This is a genomic window from Roseateles sp. GW835-FHT13E02 (assembly GCF_058794035.1).
In genome coordinates, this window is the sequence record NZ_JBXAGJ010000021.1 from 71,617 (window position 1) to 88,391 (window position 16,775).

Consider the following 16,775-nt stretch of genomic DNA (forward strand, 5'->3'; position numbering starts at 1 on the left):
CCGCCCCGTTCCTGTCACGCGTCTTCGAGCTCGACCGCTGGCCGTTCTGGCCTGCTTGGGTCTCCTGCTGGCCGGCTGCACCACTGCGGTGCCGTCGGCCGCTGTGCTTTCAGCGCCCGCAGCCACCAGCGGCGCGGCCAACCCGCTGCACTTCGAGGACGCCGATCGCTTTGCCCGCCTTCTAGACGCCCATCCCACGCCCAGCGCCGCACAGCTGCAAGCCGACTACATCGCGCCGGGCTCGGCCGGGCTGAAAATCTTCACGCCCTACCGCATCATCAACGCCGACAACCTGGCGACCAAAGTGGCCGCCAACCCGGCGACTTATCGCAAAGCCCTGGACCTCTGCCTGCCCGTGGCCCGGGGCATGAGTGTCGACGCCGCTGCCACCCTGGCCCAGGTGCAAGGGCTGCTGAAGCAAAGCGAGCCGGCCACCGTCTACATGCTCTTTGGCGGCAACAACTCGGGTGGCACGGCCGGCCAGGACGGCCTGGTCTTGGGGCTGGAAGTGCTGTGCCGCAAGGTGAACACCGAGGCCGAAGCCCGCGCCATCCTGACCGAGTTCATCGCTCATGAGGTGACCCATGTCTACCAAGACCGCGTCAAGCGGCCCGGTGGCCCTTTGCATCTGCTCGCCGTCGCCCTGAATGAAGGCTTTGCCGATTTCGTGGCCGAGTTGGCCACCGGCAACCGCGCCGGCAGCGACCATGAGCGCGCCCGCTACGGCCTGGCCCACGAGGCGCAGCTCTGGCGGCGCTTCCAGGCCGACATGGCCGACGAGAGCCGGCTGCGCCACTGGTTCTACAACAACAGCGAGGCCTACCAGAAAGAACTGAACGGCGCACCGCCCGACCTCGGTTACTGGCTGGGCAAGCGCATCTGCGAAGCCTATTACGCCCGCGCCAGCGACAAGGCGGCCGCCCTGCAGGTCTTGCTGGAACGGCGCGACCCTCGGCAGATCCTGAAGGACAGCGGCTACGCGCCGAGCCTCTGAACGACGGGCCCGCCCGACGCGACTAGACACCTGCCTCTAGCCGAGGGCTGATTCGCTAGGCAGGGGGTGCGCTTGCGGTTAGCCTTGGCGGCAAACAGGAAAAGACCGCCAGGAGACACTTTCAATGGATCAAACGCTGCAAGAGCGTCTGCATCTCGTGCTGGAACAGCAGCGCGCCGCCTTCCGCGCCGAGATGGCGCCCAGCCGCGAGGTCCGCCTGGACCGGCTGGAACGCGTGCGCCGCATGACGGCCCAGCACAGCGAAGCCCTGGTGAAAGCCATCTCGGCCGACTTCGGCCACCGCGCCCGCCAGGAAACCCTGCTGGCCGACATTTTCACGGTCGAATCGGGCGCCCGCCATGCGCAGAAGCATCTGCGTGACTGGATGCGCCCGCGCCGCCAGCCCACCGCCCTGCACTTCCAGCCGGCCCGCAATCTGCTGATGCGCCAGCCTCTGGGCGTGGTCGGTGTGGTCGCGCCCTGGAACTACCCCTACTACCTGGCCCTGGGCCCGGCCGTGGGCGCCCTGGCCGCGGGCAACCGGGTGATGATCAAGCCCTCGGAGCTGACACCACGCACCGGTGAGCTGATGGCCGCCATGGTGGCCGAGTTCTTTGCGCCCGAGGAGATGACCGTGGTCAATGGCGAGGCCGAGCTGGCGCGCGCCTTCACCGCCCTGCCCTTCGATCATCTGTGCTTCACCGGCTCCACCGCCGTGGGCCGCATCGTCGCGCAGGCGGCAGCGCAAAACCTGACCCCGGTGACGCTGGAGCTGGGCGGCAAGTCACCCGCCCTGGTGGACCGCAGCTGCGACCTCAAGCTCACCGCCAGCCGCATCGCGCATGGCAAGCTCTTCAACGCCGGCCAGACCTGCGTGGCGCCCGACTACCTGCTGGTGCCCAAGGACATGGTCGAGCCCCTGGTGCAGGAGATCCGCGCTGCCATGCGCCGGCTCTACCCCAAGATCGCCGGCAACCCCGACTACACCCACATCGCCACGCCGCGCCACCTGGCCCGGCTGCGTGGCCTGCTCGACGATGCCCGCGCCAAGGGCGCCAAGATCATCCCCAGCCACGAGGAAAAAACCGTCGGCCGCGGCCTGGTGCCGCAGCTGCTGCTGGGCGTGAACGAGCAGATGACGGTGATGCAGGAGGAAATCTTCGGCCCCCTGCTGCCCATCGTGCCCTACGTCGAGGTGGACCATGCCCTCGCCTACATCAACCGACACGACAAGCCCCTGGCCCTGTATTGGTTCGGCCGCGATGCCGCCATGCGCGAGCATGTGCTGAGCCAGACCCAAGCCGGCGGCGTGACGGTCAACGACTGCATCTGGCACCTCGGCCAGGAGGAGCAGCCCTTCGGCGGTGTTGGCGCCAGCGGCATGGGCGCCTACCACGGCGAGTTCGGCTTCCGCAGCTTCAGCAAGGAGAAGCCGGTCTTCCACCAATCGCGCTGGGCCGGCACGCGCTTGTTTTTCCCACCCTACGGCAAGACCTTTGACCGCCTGCTGGGCTTGCTGAAGAAGATCGCATGAACGCCACCCCGATGTCCTCCCCAGCCTCAATGCAGCGCCGCCGCTTTCTGAAGTTAGGCCTGGGGGCCACGGCCTTGCTGGCCGTGGCCGGTGCCGGCACTGCCTTGTTGAGCAAGCCCGGCCTGGTCGAAGGCCGCCTGAGCGCGCCCTCGCGCCAGCTGATGCGCGCCATCACCGTGGCCGTCTGCGGCGATCTGCTGCCGCCCGAGGGTCCGGCCCGCGAAACACGCCTGGCCCGACACATGGACCAACTGGAACGTCAGATTGCCGGCTTCCCGCCCGCCTTGCGAGGCGACTTGGGCCAATTGCTGACCCTTCTGGGCACGGCGCCCGGCCGCCTGGGCCTGATGGGCTTGCGCAGCCCTTGGGCCGAGGCCTCTGCGGCCGAGGTGCAGGCCCGGCTGCAAGTCATGGGCCACTCCAGCCTGGCCCTGCGTCAGCAGGTCTTCCATGCCCTGCGCGACCTGAACTGCCTGGTGTTCTTCAACGACCCGGCCAGCTGGGCCCTGGTCGGCTACCCCGGTCCGAGGACGAATTGAGCATGAGCAGCAGTGACATCCGTGACAACGACGGCCCCAGCGGCGCGATCACTGGCATGCCAGACCCCATTGCAGAAGGCCTGGCACGCGGCTGGAAGGTGCGCGGCGGCCCGCATGGTGCCCTGCCCGAGCGCATCGACTGCGATGTCGCCATCATCGGCAGCGGCGCCGGCGCCGGCATCACGGCCGAGATGCTGGCGCGCGCCGGCCTCCAGGTCTTGATCATTGAAGAAGGCCCGCTCAAATCCAGCCGCGACTTCCGCCAGCGCGAATCCGACGCCTACACCCAGCTCTACCAGGAAGGCGGCGGCCGCAAGACCGCCGACCAGGCCATCCCCGTGCTGCAAGGCCGCTGCGTCGGCGGCAGCACCACCGTCAACTGGGCCGGCTCCTTCCGCACCCCGGCCGAAACCCTGGCCTTCTGGGGCGAGCGCTTCGGCCTGAGCACGCTGAACTTCGACGCCATGCAACCCTGGTTCGAGCAGGTAGAGAAGCGCCTGAACATCTCGCCCTGGCTGACCGAAGCCAACGCCAACAACCAGGTGCTGCGCCGCGGCCTGGAGAAGGTCGGCGTTCCTGCGCCCACCATCAACCGCAATGTCAAAGGCTGCTGGAACCTGGGCTCCTGCGGCCTGGGCTGTCCGACCAATGCCAAGCAGTCCATGCTGGTGACCACCATCCCGGCCGCTCTGGACCTGGGTGCGACCCTGCTGGTGCAGACCCGGGCCGAGCGCTTCGAGCTGCAGAGCAAGCTGGGCAACAGCGATGAGCGCGAGGCTGAAGCCCTGATCTGCCAGCCCATCCAGACCGATGGCAGCCCGGCCGGCGCGCCGCTGCGCGTGCGTGCCAAGCATTTCGTGGTGGCCGGTGGCGCCATCAATTCGCCCGCCCTGCTGCTGCGCTCGGATGCACCCGACCCATTCAATCTGCTCGGCCGCCGCACCTTTTTGCACCCCACCGTGGCCAGCTGCAGTGTCATGCCCGAGGTGGTGAATGGCTGGGCTGGTGCACCGCTGGCGGTCTACTCCGACCATTTCCTCAGCACCCAGGCGATGGACGGGGTGATCGGCTACAAGCTCGAAACCGCGCCGGTGCACCCGGGCCTGGTGCTGACCAATCTGGGTGGCATCGGCAGCAAACTGGCCGAGCGCGCCCGTGCCCTGCCACAGACTGCCGTACTGATCGGCCTGCTGCGCGATGGCTTCCACCCCGACTCGATCGGAGGCAGCGTGAAGCTGCGCCGCGACGGCAGCCCGGCCCTGGACTACCCCGTCAACGCCTATCTGCTGGAAGGCGCGCGCCGCGCCCACCTGACCATGGCCGAGGTGCAGTTCGCCGCCGGTGCGAGAAGCGTGCACCCGGTGCACGAGCTGGCGCAGGACTATCGCAGCTGGGCCGAGGCCAAGGCGGCCATCCAGGCCCTGCCCTACAAGCCCTTCATCACCGGCTTTGCCAGCGCCCATGTGATGGGCGGCTGTGGCATGGCGGCCGATGCCGCACGCGGCGTGGTGCGGCCCGACGGCCAGCACTGGCAGCTGCGCAATGTCTCGGTGCACGACGGCTCGACCTTCCCGACCAGCATCGGCGCCAATCCGCAGATGACGGTGTACAGCCAGGCGGCGCGCATGACGGCGGGGCTCGCCCGGCGGCTGAACGGCCGTGAGGTGCGCCTGTTCTCGCCGAGCCAGAGCTGAGCAGGTAAGTAAGACTGCCAGGCACAATGTCCGCTGCATCCACAGCCTCCAGGCCAAGCCGGGCGCTCCGCCATGCCTCGTGATCCGATCCGCATCTTGTTCGTCTGCATGGGCAATATCTGCCGCAGCCCCACAGCCGAAGCCGTGCTCCGCGAGCAGCTGCGCGCCCATGGCCTGACGCAGCGCTGCGAGGTGGATTCCGCTGGCACGCACGGTTATCACGTGGGCGAGCCGCCCGACCCGCGCTCGCAGGCTCATGCACGGCAACGCGGCATCGACATGTCCAAGCTGCGCGCCCGCCAGGTGCAAAGCAGCGACTTCGCCCACTTCGACCTGCTGCTGGCCATGGACGCCGACAACCTCGCCCTGCTGCGCCAGCGCTGCCCGGCCGACCAGCCACAAAGCAAGCTGCGCCTGCTGACCGACTTTTGCCAGCGCCAATCTGCCCAGGCTGTGCCCGATCCCTACTACGGCGGCCCCGAAGGTTTTGAGCAGGTGCTCGACATCGTCGAAGACGCTTGCGAGGGCTTGCGCCAGCAGCTGTTTCCAGCCTGAGCTCTTCAGGCCGCCCGGCTCAGCGCGCCTTCTTGCCGCTGCCCAGCACCTCCGGCGTGGTCACGCCCATGGACACATACAAACTGCTCAGACCGTCCATGCCGATCTCGGCCGGGCGCACCCAGTCGCGCGGCAGATACAGCAAGCCGCCACCCACCGGCACCGGCGCGGTGGGCACCAGCACGGCGAGGTAGGCGTTCCCGCCAATGTCCACCGGTTCCGGGCTGGACAGCAAGCCCAGCACCAACACACCGCCCTCGGGCTTGATACCACCGAAATGGCACCACACCGGCGCCATCGCCCGCACGCCGGCTTCGTCGCGCGTGGACACCATCTCGATCATGCGTTTGAGCAGGTCGTAGACCGTGCTGATCACCGGAATGCGCGCAATCAAGGTTTCCAACAGCGCCTTCACCCGCCGCTGCAACTGCGTCTCCACCAGCAAGCCCAGCAGATAGACAAACACCAACACCAGGCCCAGACCGATCAGATACGCCGCCAGTGGCGACTCGGTCAAGCGCAAGCCCAAGCGCCCCAGCGCATGGCCCAGCACGCTCTTCGGCCCCAGATAGTCCATCAACAAAGACATCACCCAGCCCAGCAACACCAGCGTGGCCACCAAGGGCAGCACCGTCAGAAAGCCGGTGACAAACGTGCGAAGGACGTGACGGCGAGCCTGAGCGGCGAAGGGTGCGGGGGTGGGCATGGAGGGCAAGTGGGCAGAACGAGAACTGCGGCATCATGCCAGCAGGCGCCCGATGCGCGCATCACCCGTGGCACACTTTGCGGTCCCGAGCGCGCGCAGCCTCACCCGCCATGGCTGGAACGGCGAACAAGTGCATTCCAAGGGAAACAAGGACGGGTCGGGCAGACCGTGAACCTGACGGCCCTGTCCAGGCATCGGTCCCAAGCCTGCAGACCCGGCATCCGCCCTCATTCAGCTCAGCCCACATGCCCACATTCAAAGCTCTGGCCCCGCTGCTCGCCCTGACGCTGGCTGCAACGGCAACGCTCCGCCATGCGCAAGCCGCAGAGGCGCAGGACCCTGGGGCAGCCCTCGCCCCCTTGATCGCCCAGATCGAAGCCGCGCAAAGCCCCAACCGCGGCGGACTCGATGGCTTCACGCTGCAGGAGGTGATGAAAAAGTTTGGCGTGCCGGGCCTGAGCATTGCGGTGGTGAAAGACTTCAAGATTCACTGGGCCAAGGCTTACGGGGTGGCCGATGTGGAAACTGGGCGGGCGGTGGATGTGAACACAGCCTTCCAGGCGGCGTCGATTTCCAAGCCTGTCATGGCCATGGCGGTGGTCAAGCTGGCGCAAGATGGACGCTTGTCGCTCGATGCTGATGTCAACACGATGCTGCGCGCCTGGAAGGTGCCGCAGACCGAGCTGACCCGCGCGCAGCCGGTGACGCCGCGCGCACTCTTGAGCCACACCTCAGGCTCGGATGATGGCTTCGGATTTCCTGGCTATGCGCCCGACGCGCCCTTGCCCAGCGTGGTGCAGATCATCCAAGGGGACAACAAGCTGGCCAATGTCAGCGGCGTGCGCTTCAGCCGCCCGCCTTACCAAGCGATGAAGTACTCCGGCGGCGGCTCGCTCATCATGCAGCAGGCCCTCACCGACCTGAGCGGCCAGCCTTTTGCCGAGCTGATGCAAAGCACCGTGCTGGGGCCTCTGGGCATGACGGGCAGCAGCTTTCAGCAGCCGCCTCGCGCCGATTGGGCGCCGCGCCTGGCCTATGCCCACAACCAAAAAGGTCAACGCATGGGCGCGCCCTGGCATGTCTACCCGGAGCAAGCAGCGGCGGGGCTGTGGACCACGCCCTCAGACCTGGCGCGCTTCATGATTGAAGTGCAGCAAGCCCGTCGCGGCCCCGGCAAAGGCAAGCTGCTGACGCCACTCGGTGCGCTGGAGATGAGCAGCCCGGTGGGCAGCGGCGCATTTGCCGTGGGCCTGCAGCTGGAGATGATCGGCCAAGGCTGGTACTTCATGCACGGGGGCTCCAACTGGGGCTTTCAATGCGATCTCAGCGGCCATGTGCTCAAGGGCTATGGTGTGGTGATCATGAGCAACGGCGAAGGCGGAGGCGCTGCAATTCGTGAAATTCGCAATCGCGTGGCTGCCGCCTATGGCTGGGACCAGCTCGACAAGCCCCTGGCCCGATAGCCCGATAGCCCGACAGACGGGCCTGAGGGGAAATTGCCGCGCTCAGCCGTAGCGCAAGCAAGAGCCGGGTGTTGCCGTGGGCATGATTTCATCGAGTTGGAAGAGGTGCCAACGGTGCGCTTCCCGATCTGGCGGACGACCCACCGCGAACTGCCGGCTGCAAAGTCAAAGCCCAAGCACGCGCCGAGTGCGGACACCCTGGACGCCGCCAGGGGATAACCCGAGAGAGGTGCTTGGGGCCCAGCGGCTCTAATGCCGACTTGTACTCCCTAGCGACAATCCTGCACGGACCATGCCTTCCCTGTTTCGATCCCTACCCCTGGCTCTCACTCTGGCTACTTGCATGGGTTGGGGCTGGATGCCCACCCAGGTTCAAGCCCAGGCCGCAACGCTGAAGCCGCACGCCCAAGGGCCCGAGGTGGACGAAGCTCCGCTGCGCGCCCACCTGGCCCTGCTGTCCTCCGACCTGTTCGAAGGCCGCGGCACCGGCCAGCGCGGCGGCGATCTGACGGTGGCCTATCTGGAGACACAGGCGAAAGTGCTGGGTCTGCAACCGGCCGCGCCCGGCGGCAGTTATCGCCAGGCCGTGCGCCTGCTGGGCACGCGCACGCTGCAGGCGCAAAGCCAGCTGCAGATCGAAGGCGGCAAGACGGCAGCACCGCTGCTGAAGTTCGGCGCCGACTGGGTCTACAGCAGCGGCAATGGCCAGGCACTCAATGCCGTGGCCGATGAGCTGGTGTTTGCGGGCTACGGCATCACGGCGCCCGAGGAGCGCTGGGACGATTTCAAGGGCCAGGACCTGAGCGGCAAGATCCTGATCGTGTTGGCCAACGACCCCTATCCCACCGAGGCGGAACCCGGCCGCTTCGCCGGCAAGGCCATGACGATTTACGGCCGCCGCGGCTACAAGTACGAGGAAGCCTTGCGCCGCGGCGCCAAGGGCGTGCTGGTGCTGCACACCGAGGCCTCGACCCTGAGCAGCTGGAGCGTGGTCAGCCAGGGCGCTTTCAGCGAGCAGTTCCAGCTCGACGGCGCCAGCCCGGGTCTGCCGCTGCAGGGCTGGATCAGCGAGCCGGCCGCCCAGCAGCTGTTCCAGGCCGCCGGCCTGGACCTGGACGCGCTGCGCGCCCGGGCCGAGACCCGCGAGTTCCAGCCCGTGCCCTTGGGGCTGCGCCTGAAGGGAGAGCTGCATGCCGCCGTGCGGCGCCTGGAGCAGTTCAATGTGGCGGGCCTGGTGCCGGGCAGCGACCCCAAGCTCAAGGACGAGCTCGTCATCTACACCGCCCACTGGGACCACCTCGGCAAGATCCGCGGCAGCGACGGCCAGGAGCAGATCTTCAACGGCGCGGTAGACAACGCCTCGGGCACCGCCGCCCTGCTGGCCATGGCGCAGGCCGCCGTGCGCCAGCCGGCACGGCGCAGCCAGATGTTCCTCTGGGTGGCCGCCGAAGAGCAGGGCCTGCTGGGCAGCGCCTGGTACACCCAAGCGCCGCTCTGGCCTCTGGCCCGCACGGCCGCCAGCCTCAATCTCGACACCCTCAACTTCGTCGGCCGCACGCGCGACATCGGTGCCCACGGCGCCGAGCGCAGCGATCTGGGCGCGGTGGCGGCGCAGGTGGCTGGGCAGATGGGCCTGAGCATTGCGCCGCCGCGCGTTGATGTCGGCGGCTATTACTTCCGCAGCGACCACTTCAGCTTCGCCAAGGCCGGCGTGCCGGCCTTCTCGGTCAGCAGTGGCGGCCAGTACCTTGATGAATCACCGGCCGTGGCCGAGAAACGCCGCGCCTACGGCAAGCGCTACCACCAGCCCAGCGACCAGTACGACCCGAGCTGGGACCTCGCCGGCATGCGCGAGCAGGCACAGTACACCCTCAAGCTGGGCCGCGCTGTGGCCGACGCCGAGGCCATGCCGGCTTGGCGCACCGGAGACCCGTTTGGCGCCATCAAGCGCTGAAGTGAACATGGCCACACCGCGCTTGGCTGTGGGGTGGCAAGGCCTGCTGGCCTTGTTCCTGCTTCTCGGGGCTTGCCTGCTGGGCGGCGCTGTCTACGCTTGGCACCTGTACTGCGAGGGCTTTGGCTGCGTGGGCATCGGCATCGTCTGGTTCGCCTGGGCGGTGGCGAGCGGTGTGCATCTGCTGCTTGGCCTGGTCTTGCGTGCCAGGCTCAGCGGCAGGGCACAAGGCCTGGTGCACATCGCGCTGCGGGTGCAGCTGGGTCTGACGCTTGGGCTCGCGGCCTACTGGCAACTGCACTGACCTGTGCCTGACCGGGGCCTTGGCCCTCGGCCAGCGGCTACCATCTCGGAATGTCTCTTGCTTCCACGGCCGGTCTGGCCCTGTCTTCGCTGGCGCGCCTGATCACCGGCGCCCAGGGCCACTGGAAAGGCTGCCCGCCCATGGCGGAGCAGCGCATCTACTTCGCCAACCACCAAAGCCATTTCGATTGGGTGCTGATCTGGGCCGCGCTGCCGCGCGAGCTGCGCGCCCAAACCCGGCCGATTGCCGCCCGCGACTACTGGACCAGCAGCCCGCTCAAGGGCTGGCTGACCCGCGCGGTGTTCAACGCCATCTACGTCTCGCGCACCCGCAGCTCGCCCGATGAAGACCCGCTCGAGCCCCTGGTCGAGGCGCTGCGCAACGGTGACTCCCTGGTGATCTTTCCCGAGGGCACACGCTCCAACAAGGGCGAGCCCCAGGCCTTCAAGGCCGGGCTCTACCACCTGGCCGAACAATTCCCCGAGGTGCGCCTGATCCCGACCTGGATCGACAACGTCCAGCGCGTCATGCCCAAGGGCGAGGTGGTGCCGGTGCCGATTCTCTGCACCGTCACCTTTGGCGAGCCGATCCAGCTCAAGGTCGACGAGGACAAGCGCGCCTTCCTGGAACGTGCGCGCGCGGCCGTGCTGGCCTGCCGGCCGGGTTGCGGCGAAGGCGGGGGCGCATGATGATGAACCCGATCCAATGGCTCAAATCGCTGGACAGCAGCGGCCAAGTCGCCCTGCTCTTCATCATCTTGTTCGGCGCCCTGATGCTGCTCAGCCTGGCCAGCTTTGTGCTGCAGCTGCGCGCCCGCCACCGCGGCCTCAGCCAGGACGATGACCGGCCCGGCGAGGCCGACAGCCACCTCGACTCCACCCTCTGGGGCGGCGCGCCGCTGACCCTGGCACCGCGCCGGCGCGGCCTGCGCCATGAGCTGGGCTTTCTGTGGAGCGGCGCCTGCGTGTTCTGGGCGGCCTGGATCTCGGGGCCGGTGGGCGCCACCCTGCTGTTCGGCGTGCTCTCGTTTCTGGCCCTGCGCGAGTTCATCACCCTGATGCATACCCGGCGCGCCGACCACCGCGGCCTGATCCTGGCTTTTTTCATCATCCTGCCGCTTCAGTACACGCTGACGGGGCTGCGCCAGTTCGATCTGTTCTCGGTGCTGATCCCGGTCTACGCCTTTCTGGCCATCCCGGTGGTCAGCGCCTTGGCCGATGACCCGGCGCGCTTCCTGGAACGTAACGCCAAGATCCAGTGGGGCATCATGGTCTGCGTCTACGGCCTGTCGCATGCGCCGGCCCTGCTGCTGCTGGACTTTCCCGGCTACCGGGGCCGCGGCGCTTTTTTGCTGTTCTTCCTGGTGATGGTGGTCAGCTGCGGCCAGCTGGCCCAGCTGGTGGCCAGCCGGCGCCTGCGCCGCCGCCCGGTGGCGCGGCGCATCAGCCGCAGCTTCTCGATGCGCGCCTGGTGGATAGGCACCCTGACCGCCGCCTTCGTCGGCGCCCTGCTCTACTGGGCCACGCCGTTCAAGGTGGGCCAGGCCCTGGTCATGGCCTTCATCGCCGCCGGGGCTGGCAGCTTTGGCACCCTGGTCATGAAAGCACTGAAGCGCGACGCCGGCGTGCGCTACTGGGGCAACCGCAGCTCCATCACCGGCGCGGTGGGCCTGCTCGACCGCATCGCCGTGCTCTGCTTCGCCGCGCCCGTGTTCTTCCACTCGGTGCGCTGGTATTTCAAGCTCGCACTGTGATGATCCAGCACGAGCCGCCCTCACCCATGCTGCCCTACCGCGCCAGCTGTCTGTGCGGCGCCGTCGCGCTGGAGATCCACGGCGGCATCGACGCCATCATCCACTGCCACTGCTCGCGCTGCCGCAAGTCCAGCGGCACTGCCTACGCCACCAAAGGCTTCATCCGCCGCAGCGGCCTGCGCATCACCCACGGTGAAGCCCAGGTGCGCAGCTACGAAGTCAAGTCCGGGCGCTGAGGCCGCCGGGCGCTCGGGCCGCGGCTTCATCGTTTCTTCAGATCGCTCTGCTGCAATCGGTTCATGAATGTCCTGCTGATTGAAGACGACCTGGACCTGGGCGATGGCATACGTCTGGCCTGCGAAGCCGAAGGGCATCGGGTGTGCTGGGTGCGGCGCCTGGCCGATGCAAAGGGCCAGATCTTGGCCCACAGGCCAGATCTGCTGCTGCTCGACCTGGGTCTGCCCGATGGCGATGGCCACAGCCTGCTGGCTTGGCTGCGCACACACGAGGCGATGCCGCCCGTCTTGATCATCAGCGCCCGCGACGCCTTGGATGAACGCCTTCGCGGTCTGGACGGCGGCGCCGATGATTTCTTGCTCAAGCCATTTGCCTTGAAAGAACTCTTGTCGCGCCTGCGCGCGCTGGCCCGGCGCAGCTATGGCCTGCAGGAAGGAGCGCTGAGCCTCGGAGGCCTGCAGATTCACCAGGCCTCGCTGCGGGTCAACCTGGACGGACAGCCCTTGGAGCTCTCGCCCAGCGAGTACCGGCTTCTGGAGCTTCTGGTCAAGCGCGCCGACCGGGTCTTGACGCGGCGCTTTCTGGAAGAGCATGCCTTGGGCTGCAGCCAGGCGGAGAGCAATGTGCTGGATGTGCACATCTCCAGCCTGCGCCGCAAACTGGGCGAGGGCTATATCCGCACGGTGCGCGGTGTGGGCTATGTGATCGAGCGTCCCGTCAAGCCTGCAGCGCCCGCATGAGGGGCCGTTTGCGCCGCGCCGCTGCCCAGCTGTGGCGATACATCTCCGAGCCATCCATGCTGCGTGGCTTGGTGCTGGCCCAGGCTTTCCTGGTGTGTGGCCTCTGGGCCCTGCTGTTGCTGATTGGCTTGCGCTCCGATGTGTCTGAAGCCTCCGCGCTCAAGCTGGTTCCGGCGGCAGAGGCCATTCTCAGCAGCGCCCAGCATCTGGCCGACCGCCCCGAAGCCCTTCGGCAGGTCTTGGACAAGGTGGACCAATGGAACCGCGCCGAACAAGGCGAAGACGACCCCTTGCGCCGCATCAGCCTGCTGGCCTGGCGCGACCAGCAGCTGTTGTACGCCACGCCCGGCTTGCCGGCGCGCTTCCACGGCCCTTTCCCTCCGGGCCTGCAACACGTGGACGACGGCAAGCTGGGTTGGCAAGTGCTGACCGTGCAGACCCCAGCCTCGGCTGCGAGTGCGACTGCAGACTCGAACCTGCGGGTGTCGTTCTTGATCCCCCGGCACCTGAGCATGGTGCTGCTCAGCGATGAGGGCCTGGCCTTGCTGCTGCTGCCGCTGGGCTTCAGCCTGCCATTGCTGATCGTCCCGAGCTGGCTGTCGGTGCGCTGGGCTTTGCGGCCCTGGCGGCGGCTCAGCGACGCCGTGGCCCGCCGCGACGCCAATGACCTCAGGCCCATCCAGCTTCAGGCGCGCGAACAAGAGTTGCGCCCGCTGCTGCAGGCCATCAACCGCTTGCTGGAAGAACTGCGCGAGGCGCGTGCGCGCGAGCGCCGCTTTGTGGCCGATGCCGCGCACGAGCTGCGCACGCCCTTGGCAGCGCTGCGCTTGTACGCCGACTCTCTGGCGGCCTTGGCGCGAGACCCGAGGCAGCAGCCCCTGTGGCAGGGCATGCAGCGCAGCAGCGAACGCGCCATCCACCTGGTCAATCAATTGCTGAGCTTGCTGCGCAGCGACATCCAGGGTCCCCAGGCCGAGTGGCGAACGCTCGACCTCGCGCAGCTCTTGCCCGAAGTGATGGCCGAGGTCGAGCAGCAAGCCCGGCAGCGCCATATCAGCCTGAGCTGTGAGACCGGCAGCGAGCCCATGTATCTGGTGGCCCATGCCGATGGACTGCATTCGCTGTTCAGCAATCTGCTGGAGAACGCGGTGAAGTACAGCCCCGAACACAGCAGCGTGCAGGTGCGACTCTGGGTTCAGGACGAGATGCTGTGCGCCAGCATCAGCGACCAGGGCCCCGGCATCCCTGAAGCCTGGCGCAGCGCCGTGCTGGAACGCTTCACCCGTCTGCCAGGCGAGAGCCAAGCCGGCAGTGGTCTGGGCCTGGCCATCGTCCAGAGCGTGCTGCATTCGCATGGCGGGCAGATGCAGCTGGACGACGCCCCGGGCGGCGGCTTGCGCGTCAGCTTGCGCCTGCCGCGCCAGGCAGCCCAGCTCGATGGCGAAGGCAGGGGCCACGCGCTCAGGGATTCAGGCGCTCGCGAATGAAGGCAATGGCCTCGGGCATATGGCTTTGGGTGATGCTGCCGTGGTTGCCGTCGGGCACCTCGACATAGCGCACCGAGCTGCCCAAACGGTGCATCTCGGCCACCAGCGCACGCGCCGCCTGGATCGGCGTCTGCTCATCCAGCACGCCTTGCACGATCAGAACCGGGCTCTGCAGCTTGACTTGCGCCGGGCGGTTCTTGCTGAGGGTCTGGCGCAGCGCCTCGCTCAGAAAGGCACTGCGCTTGAGGCTGGGGTAGGTCGACAGGGCTTGGCCGCTGCTCAGGTGTCGCATCATGTCTTGGTCCAGGGCCGGCTCAAAGCGCTGACAGTCGGAATCATCGGCAGCCAGCTTCGCAATCGGCAAGAAACTGGCTTCCACCAGCTGTTCCAGCTTCAGACTAGGGTCTTGGGCCAGCAGACCGAGCGACAGCACGGTGCCATTGGCAGCCAGTTGAAACACGGTGCCGGCCAGAACCTCGGCCAATTCCGGCGAAGGCTGGGCAGCCATGGCGCGCTCCAGATCATCAATCCGCTGAAACAGCTCGGCCGCCATGCGTGCGGGGTCGGAGGCCGGCGCCAGCGCCACGGTGGCGCGCAACGGAAAGGCAGCATCCATGCGCGCCGCCATCTCAGCGCCGGCCAGGGCTGCATAGCCGCCTTGTGAGTGACCCATCAGCGCCCACGACTTGCTCAGGCGCAGACCGGGCAACTGGTGCACAGCCTCGACTGCGGCCGTGATCGACTGGCCCAGGCTGCCGACATGCAGATAGGGGTGCGCACCCGGCCCACCCAGACCTTCGTAATCCGGAGCCAAGACCGCGAAACCTGCATCGAGCAGGGACTGGATCTCTTGCTTCTCGTTGTGCGCATCGGCATTGCGGCTGGGTGCGCAGGCATCGGCCACACCGACCGTCCCATGGGCCCAGACCACCAGCGGTACATCGCCCGAAGCCGGCTGAGCGCGCGGAACAAACAACAAGGCCTCGGTCTCGGTCTGCCCACCGTTCAATGCCGGCATGCGGTAGCGCAGCAACCGCGTTTGCTGCACACCGCTGAAACTCTGAGCCTGTGCATAGGCCGAATGGCTCAGCAAGGCCCGGGGCTTGTCTGCGGATTTAGGGGGCTCGTCACTGCCGCCACCGCAGGCACAGAGCAGCGCCGTCGCGGTGACCAGCAAGGTGCGGGTGAGCAAGGGGGAAGAAGACTTCGAAGCAAGGCGTGACATGAAATGCGTCCAATCCAGCATGAGTGCGTGTTCCAAGCGAACACAGCGCCATGCTGCAAGCCCAGGCTGAAGGCGTTCTGAGCCTCAGCTGAAGGCGCGATGAAGATGGCTGGCGACAGCCCGCATTCATCGATCCAAGGCTCGCACCGTTGCCGGGCCGATCGAGGCGGGCCCCGCGGCACTCACCGATAGACTGCAGGGGCCTTCCAGGCCTGGGCCCATGTGCAGGCCTCAGCCCAAGAATCTCTCCGCAAGCTCGCCCATGACCCTCATCCCTCTCAGCGCCCTGACCTTTGCCTTGCTGTGCCTGGGGGTGTGCATCTTCCAGCTGGCCTTGATCCTGGGGGCCCCGTGGGGAGAGTTCACCCTGGGAGGCAAGTGGCGAGGCGTCCTCCCTCCTCGCACCCGTTGGATCCCCCTGCTCTCCGTGCTGATCATGATGGGCATGGCCGCCATCGTTCTGGCCGCCAGCGGGCTGGCATGGCAGGCGTTCCAAGTGCAGGCGCAATCGCTGATCTGGTGGGTGGTGGGCTACTGCGCCCTGGGCTGCGTGGCCAACGCCATCACCCCCAGCCCGCGCGAACGCAGGATCTGGCTGCCTGTGGTTCTGCTCCTGCTGGCCAGCAGCCTGTGCGTCGCGCTCGGGCCCTGAGGAGCGAGCTTTGACCGCTGCAGCATGAAGGTGCTTTGAATCGACTCAGGCTTGCAGACCTCGGGCTTTGCCATCTTCGGTGCAGATGGCCCACGACTGAGCCGGGTCACCAACGCGCCAGTCACGATCCAAGTCGCAAAAAAAAAGCCGATCCCAAGGATCGGCTGGATTGAACGCGATGAACGGCCTCAGGACAGAGGAGCAACTCAGGCTTGACGACGGCGGCGCGCGGTAAAGCCAATCACACCCAGACCGGCCATGATCATGGCCAGGCTGCCCGGCTCGGGCACGGCGCTGACGGTCAGCAGGTCTTGGTAGTCGGCGTTGCTGAGCTTGGTGATGGTGTAGAGGTCGGGGCCGTTGTAGCTGGCGGCGGCTTGCAGATAGCCGTTGACGCTGGCGACAAAGGCGTTCTGCTCGGCCACGGTGGCGCCGCCCAGGCCTTGCACGAAGAAAGCACCCTGGCCGGCGGCCACATTGAGCGGGTTGCCCGCGGTTTCGTGGGTAATTTCCCAGACCGCGGTCTGGAAGGCGGCTTGCTGGCTGGCGTTCAGCGAGTTGCTGAAGCTGGTGGCAAACAGGCCTTGCAGCAGCTTGTTTTCACCGGCACTGAAGCTGCCCTCCGAGTAGGTCTGGAAGCCGCGGCGGGTGCTGGCGTAGTCCTGGGCCAGTTCGACGCAAAAGGCGTAGAAGCTGGCACCGGCGCGGTTCTCGAACTGCAGGGCCCCGGTGGCATAACCGAAGGATTCCAGCTGGCGGCCGGCGGTGTCGGTGTAGGAGGTGTCCAGCTCCAGCTCGCCGGAGTTGTTGACGAAGAGCAGGTCCACGCTGGCGGCCGATGCGGTGCCGGCGATCAGGGCCAAGGTGGCGGCGGTCAGGGTCTTCTTGAACAGGGTCGACATGGTCATTGACTTTCGATTCGGTGCATTCGGCAGATC

At 67.1% G+C, this 16,775-nt stretch carries 17 protein-coding genes; 14 read left to right on the plus strand and 3 right to left on the minus strand.

The window, feature by feature from the left end; all coding sequences use genetic code 11:
• Nucleotides 1–103 precede the first annotated feature (103 nt).
• From AC1Q6P_RS19055 to AC1Q6P_RS19075, 5 genes are all read left to right on the plus strand, one after another.
• A complete protein-coding gene (locus AC1Q6P_RS19055; RefSeq protein ID WP_492665467.1) occupies nt 104–994 on the plus strand; it encodes a gliding motility protein GldB-related protein in 891 nt (296 codons plus the stop codon).
• Nucleotides 995–1,118: 124 nt separating this feature from the next.
• Complete coding sequence (locus AC1Q6P_RS19060; RefSeq protein ID WP_271010310.1) at nt 1,119–2,528, plus strand: coniferyl aldehyde dehydrogenase; 1,410 nt, start codon at nt 1,119–1,121, stop codon at nt 2,526–2,528.
• Nucleotides 2,525–3,067, plus strand: coding sequence for a hypothetical protein (locus AC1Q6P_RS19065; protein WP_171826810.1), 543 nt, complete (start codon nt 2,525–2,527; stop codon nt 3,065–3,067). The genes AC1Q6P_RS19060 and AC1Q6P_RS19065 overlap by 4 nt, the downstream gene beginning before the upstream one ends.
• Before the next feature lie 2 nt (nt 3,068–3,069).
• Entirely contained in the window at nt 3,070–4,761 is a 1,692-nt protein-coding gene (locus AC1Q6P_RS19070) for a GMC family oxidoreductase N-terminal domain-containing protein (protein ID WP_492665466.1), read from the plus strand.
• A 72-nt stretch (nt 4,762–4,833) separates the two neighbouring features.
• Nucleotides 4,834–5,316, plus strand: a complete 483-nt coding sequence (locus AC1Q6P_RS19075) for a low molecular weight protein-tyrosine-phosphatase (protein ID WP_492665465.1) — start codon at nt 4,834–4,836, stop codon at nt 5,314–5,316.
• Between the two features lie 19 nt (nt 5,317–5,335).
• Here AC1Q6P_RS19075 and AC1Q6P_RS19080 read toward each other — a convergent pair whose 3' ends face one another.
• Nucleotides 5,336–6,022 carry a DUF502 domain-containing protein gene (locus AC1Q6P_RS19080; protein WP_102766276.1) on the minus strand — a complete coding sequence of 229 codons (687 nt, stop codon included), beginning with the start codon at nt 6,020–6,022 and terminating at the stop codon, nt 5,336–5,338.
• A gap of 245 nt (nt 6,023–6,267) precedes the next feature.
• On the opposite strand from AC1Q6P_RS19080, the gene AC1Q6P_RS19085 reads away from it, so the two are divergent.
• The 8 genes from AC1Q6P_RS19085 (at nt 6,268) to AC1Q6P_RS19120 (ending at nt 13,960) form a co-directional block, all read left to right on the plus strand.
• Nucleotides 6,268–7,485: a serine hydrolase domain-containing protein gene (locus AC1Q6P_RS19085; protein ID WP_492665464.1), complete on the plus strand. Its 1,218-nt coding sequence runs from the start codon at nt 6,268–6,270 to the stop codon at nt 7,483–7,485.
• 343 nt (nt 7,486–7,828) lie between these two features.
• A complete protein-coding gene (locus AC1Q6P_RS19090; protein ID WP_285805976.1) occupies nt 7,829–9,439 on the plus strand; it encodes a M28 family peptidase in 1,611 nt (536 codons plus the stop codon).
• A 7-nt stretch (nt 9,440–9,446) separates the two neighbouring features.
• On the plus strand, nt 9,447–9,743 hold the full coding sequence (locus AC1Q6P_RS19095; protein WP_171826806.1) for a hypothetical protein: 297 nt from the start codon (nt 9,447–9,449) through the stop codon (nt 9,741–9,743).
• A gap of 50 nt (nt 9,744–9,793) precedes the next feature.
• Complete coding sequence (locus AC1Q6P_RS19100) at nt 9,794–10,432, plus strand: lysophospholipid acyltransferase family protein (protein WP_171826805.1); 639 nt, start codon at nt 9,794–9,796, stop codon at nt 10,430–10,432.
• A gap of 2 nt (nt 10,433–10,434) precedes the next feature.
• Nucleotides 10,435–11,496 carry a phosphatidate cytidylyltransferase gene (locus AC1Q6P_RS19105; RefSeq protein WP_492665517.1) on the plus strand — a complete coding sequence of 354 codons (1,062 nt, stop codon included), beginning with the start codon at nt 10,435–10,437 and terminating at the stop codon, nt 11,494–11,496.
• On the plus strand, nt 11,496–11,732 hold the full coding sequence (locus tag AC1Q6P_RS19110) for a GFA family protein (protein WP_492665463.1): 237 nt from the start codon (nt 11,496–11,498) through the stop codon (nt 11,730–11,732). The genes AC1Q6P_RS19105 and AC1Q6P_RS19110 overlap by 1 nt, the downstream gene beginning before the upstream one ends.
• Nucleotides 11,733–11,795: 63 nt before the next feature.
• Nucleotides 11,796–12,473, plus strand: a complete 678-nt coding sequence (locus AC1Q6P_RS19115) for a response regulator (protein ID WP_102766270.1) — start codon at nt 11,796–11,798, stop codon at nt 12,471–12,473.
• A complete protein-coding gene (locus AC1Q6P_RS19120) occupies nt 12,470–13,960 on the plus strand; it encodes a sensor histidine kinase (protein WP_492665462.1) in 1,491 nt (496 codons plus the stop codon). Before AC1Q6P_RS19115 ends, AC1Q6P_RS19120 begins: the two co-directional genes overlap by 4 nt.
• Here the strand turns inward: AC1Q6P_RS19120 and AC1Q6P_RS19125 are convergent.
• The gene (locus tag AC1Q6P_RS19125; RefSeq protein WP_492703296.1) at nt 13,935–15,152 is read right to left on the minus strand and encodes an alpha/beta hydrolase family protein; all 1,218 of its coding nucleotides are present in this window, start codon (nt 15,150–15,152) and stop codon (nt 13,935–13,937) included. The two genes, AC1Q6P_RS19120 and AC1Q6P_RS19125, sit on opposite strands and share 26 nt — an antisense overlap.
• Nucleotides 15,153–15,447: 295 nt before the next feature.
• Here AC1Q6P_RS19125 and AC1Q6P_RS19130 point away from each other — a divergent pair, with 295 nt between their 5' ends.
• Nucleotides 15,448–15,837: a hypothetical protein gene (locus AC1Q6P_RS19130; RefSeq protein ID WP_492665460.1), complete on the plus strand. Its 390-nt coding sequence runs from the start codon at nt 15,448–15,450 to the stop codon at nt 15,835–15,837.
• Nucleotides 15,838–16,043: 206 nt separating this feature from the next.
• Here the strand turns inward: AC1Q6P_RS19130 and AC1Q6P_RS19135 are convergent, their stop codons facing one another.
• Complete coding sequence (locus AC1Q6P_RS19135) at nt 16,044–16,739, minus strand: PEP-CTERM sorting domain-containing protein (RefSeq protein ID WP_102766609.1); 696 nt, start codon at nt 16,737–16,739, stop codon at nt 16,044–16,046.
• Between the last annotated feature and the right edge of the window lie 36 nt (nt 16,740–16,775).

Excerpts from the sequence above, each read along its gene's own strand:
- AC1Q6P_RS19080 (WP_102766276.1), bottom strand. The coding sequence starts at position 6,022 with ATGCCCACCCCCGCACCCTTCGCCGCTCAGGCTCGCCGTCACGTCCTT.
- AC1Q6P_RS19115 (WP_102766270.1), top strand. The coding sequence starts at position 11,796 with ATGAATGTCCTGCTGATTGAAGACGACCTGGACCTGGGCGATGGCATA.
- AC1Q6P_RS19095 (WP_171826806.1), top strand. The coding sequence starts at position 9,447 with ATGGCCACACCGCGCTTGGCTGTGGGGTGGCAAGGCCTGCTGGCCTTG.
- AC1Q6P_RS19065 (WP_171826810.1), top strand. The coding sequence starts at position 2,525 with ATGAACGCCACCCCGATGTCCTCCCCAGCCTCAATGCAGCGCCGCCGC.
- AC1Q6P_RS19135 (WP_102766609.1), bottom strand. The coding sequence starts at position 16,739 with ATGTCGACCCTGTTCAAGAAGACCCTGACCGCCGCCACCTTGGCCCTG.
- AC1Q6P_RS19085 (WP_492665464.1), top strand. The coding sequence starts at position 6,268 with ATGCCCACATTCAAAGCTCTGGCCCCGCTGCTCGCCCTGACGCTGGCT.
- AC1Q6P_RS19075 (WP_492665465.1), top strand. The coding sequence starts at position 4,834 with ATGCCTCGTGATCCGATCCGCATCTTGTTCGTCTGCATGGGCAATATC.
- AC1Q6P_RS19105 (WP_492665517.1), top strand. The coding sequence starts at position 10,435 with ATGAACCCGATCCAATGGCTCAAATCGCTGGACAGCAGCGGCCAAGTC.
- AC1Q6P_RS19130 (WP_492665460.1), top strand. The coding sequence starts at position 15,448 with ATGACCCTCATCCCTCTCAGCGCCCTGACCTTTGCCTTGCTGTGCCTG.
- AC1Q6P_RS19110 (WP_492665463.1), top strand. The coding sequence starts at position 11,496 with ATGATCCAGCACGAGCCGCCCTCACCCATGCTGCCCTACCGCGCCAGC.
- AC1Q6P_RS19090 (WP_285805976.1), top strand. The coding sequence starts at position 7,829 with ATGGGTTGGGGCTGGATGCCCACCCAGGTTCAAGCCCAGGCCGCAACG.
- AC1Q6P_RS19120 (WP_492665462.1), top strand. The coding sequence starts at position 12,470 with ATGAGGGGCCGTTTGCGCCGCGCCGCTGCCCAGCTGTGGCGATACATC.
- AC1Q6P_RS19070 (WP_492665466.1), top strand. The coding sequence starts at position 3,070 with ATGAGCAGCAGTGACATCCGTGACAACGACGGCCCCAGCGGCGCGATC.
- AC1Q6P_RS19060 (WP_271010310.1), top strand. The coding sequence starts at position 1,119 with ATGGATCAAACGCTGCAAGAGCGTCTGCATCTCGTGCTGGAACAGCAG.
- AC1Q6P_RS19100 (WP_171826805.1), top strand. The coding sequence starts at position 9,794 with ATGTCTCTTGCTTCCACGGCCGGTCTGGCCCTGTCTTCGCTGGCGCGC.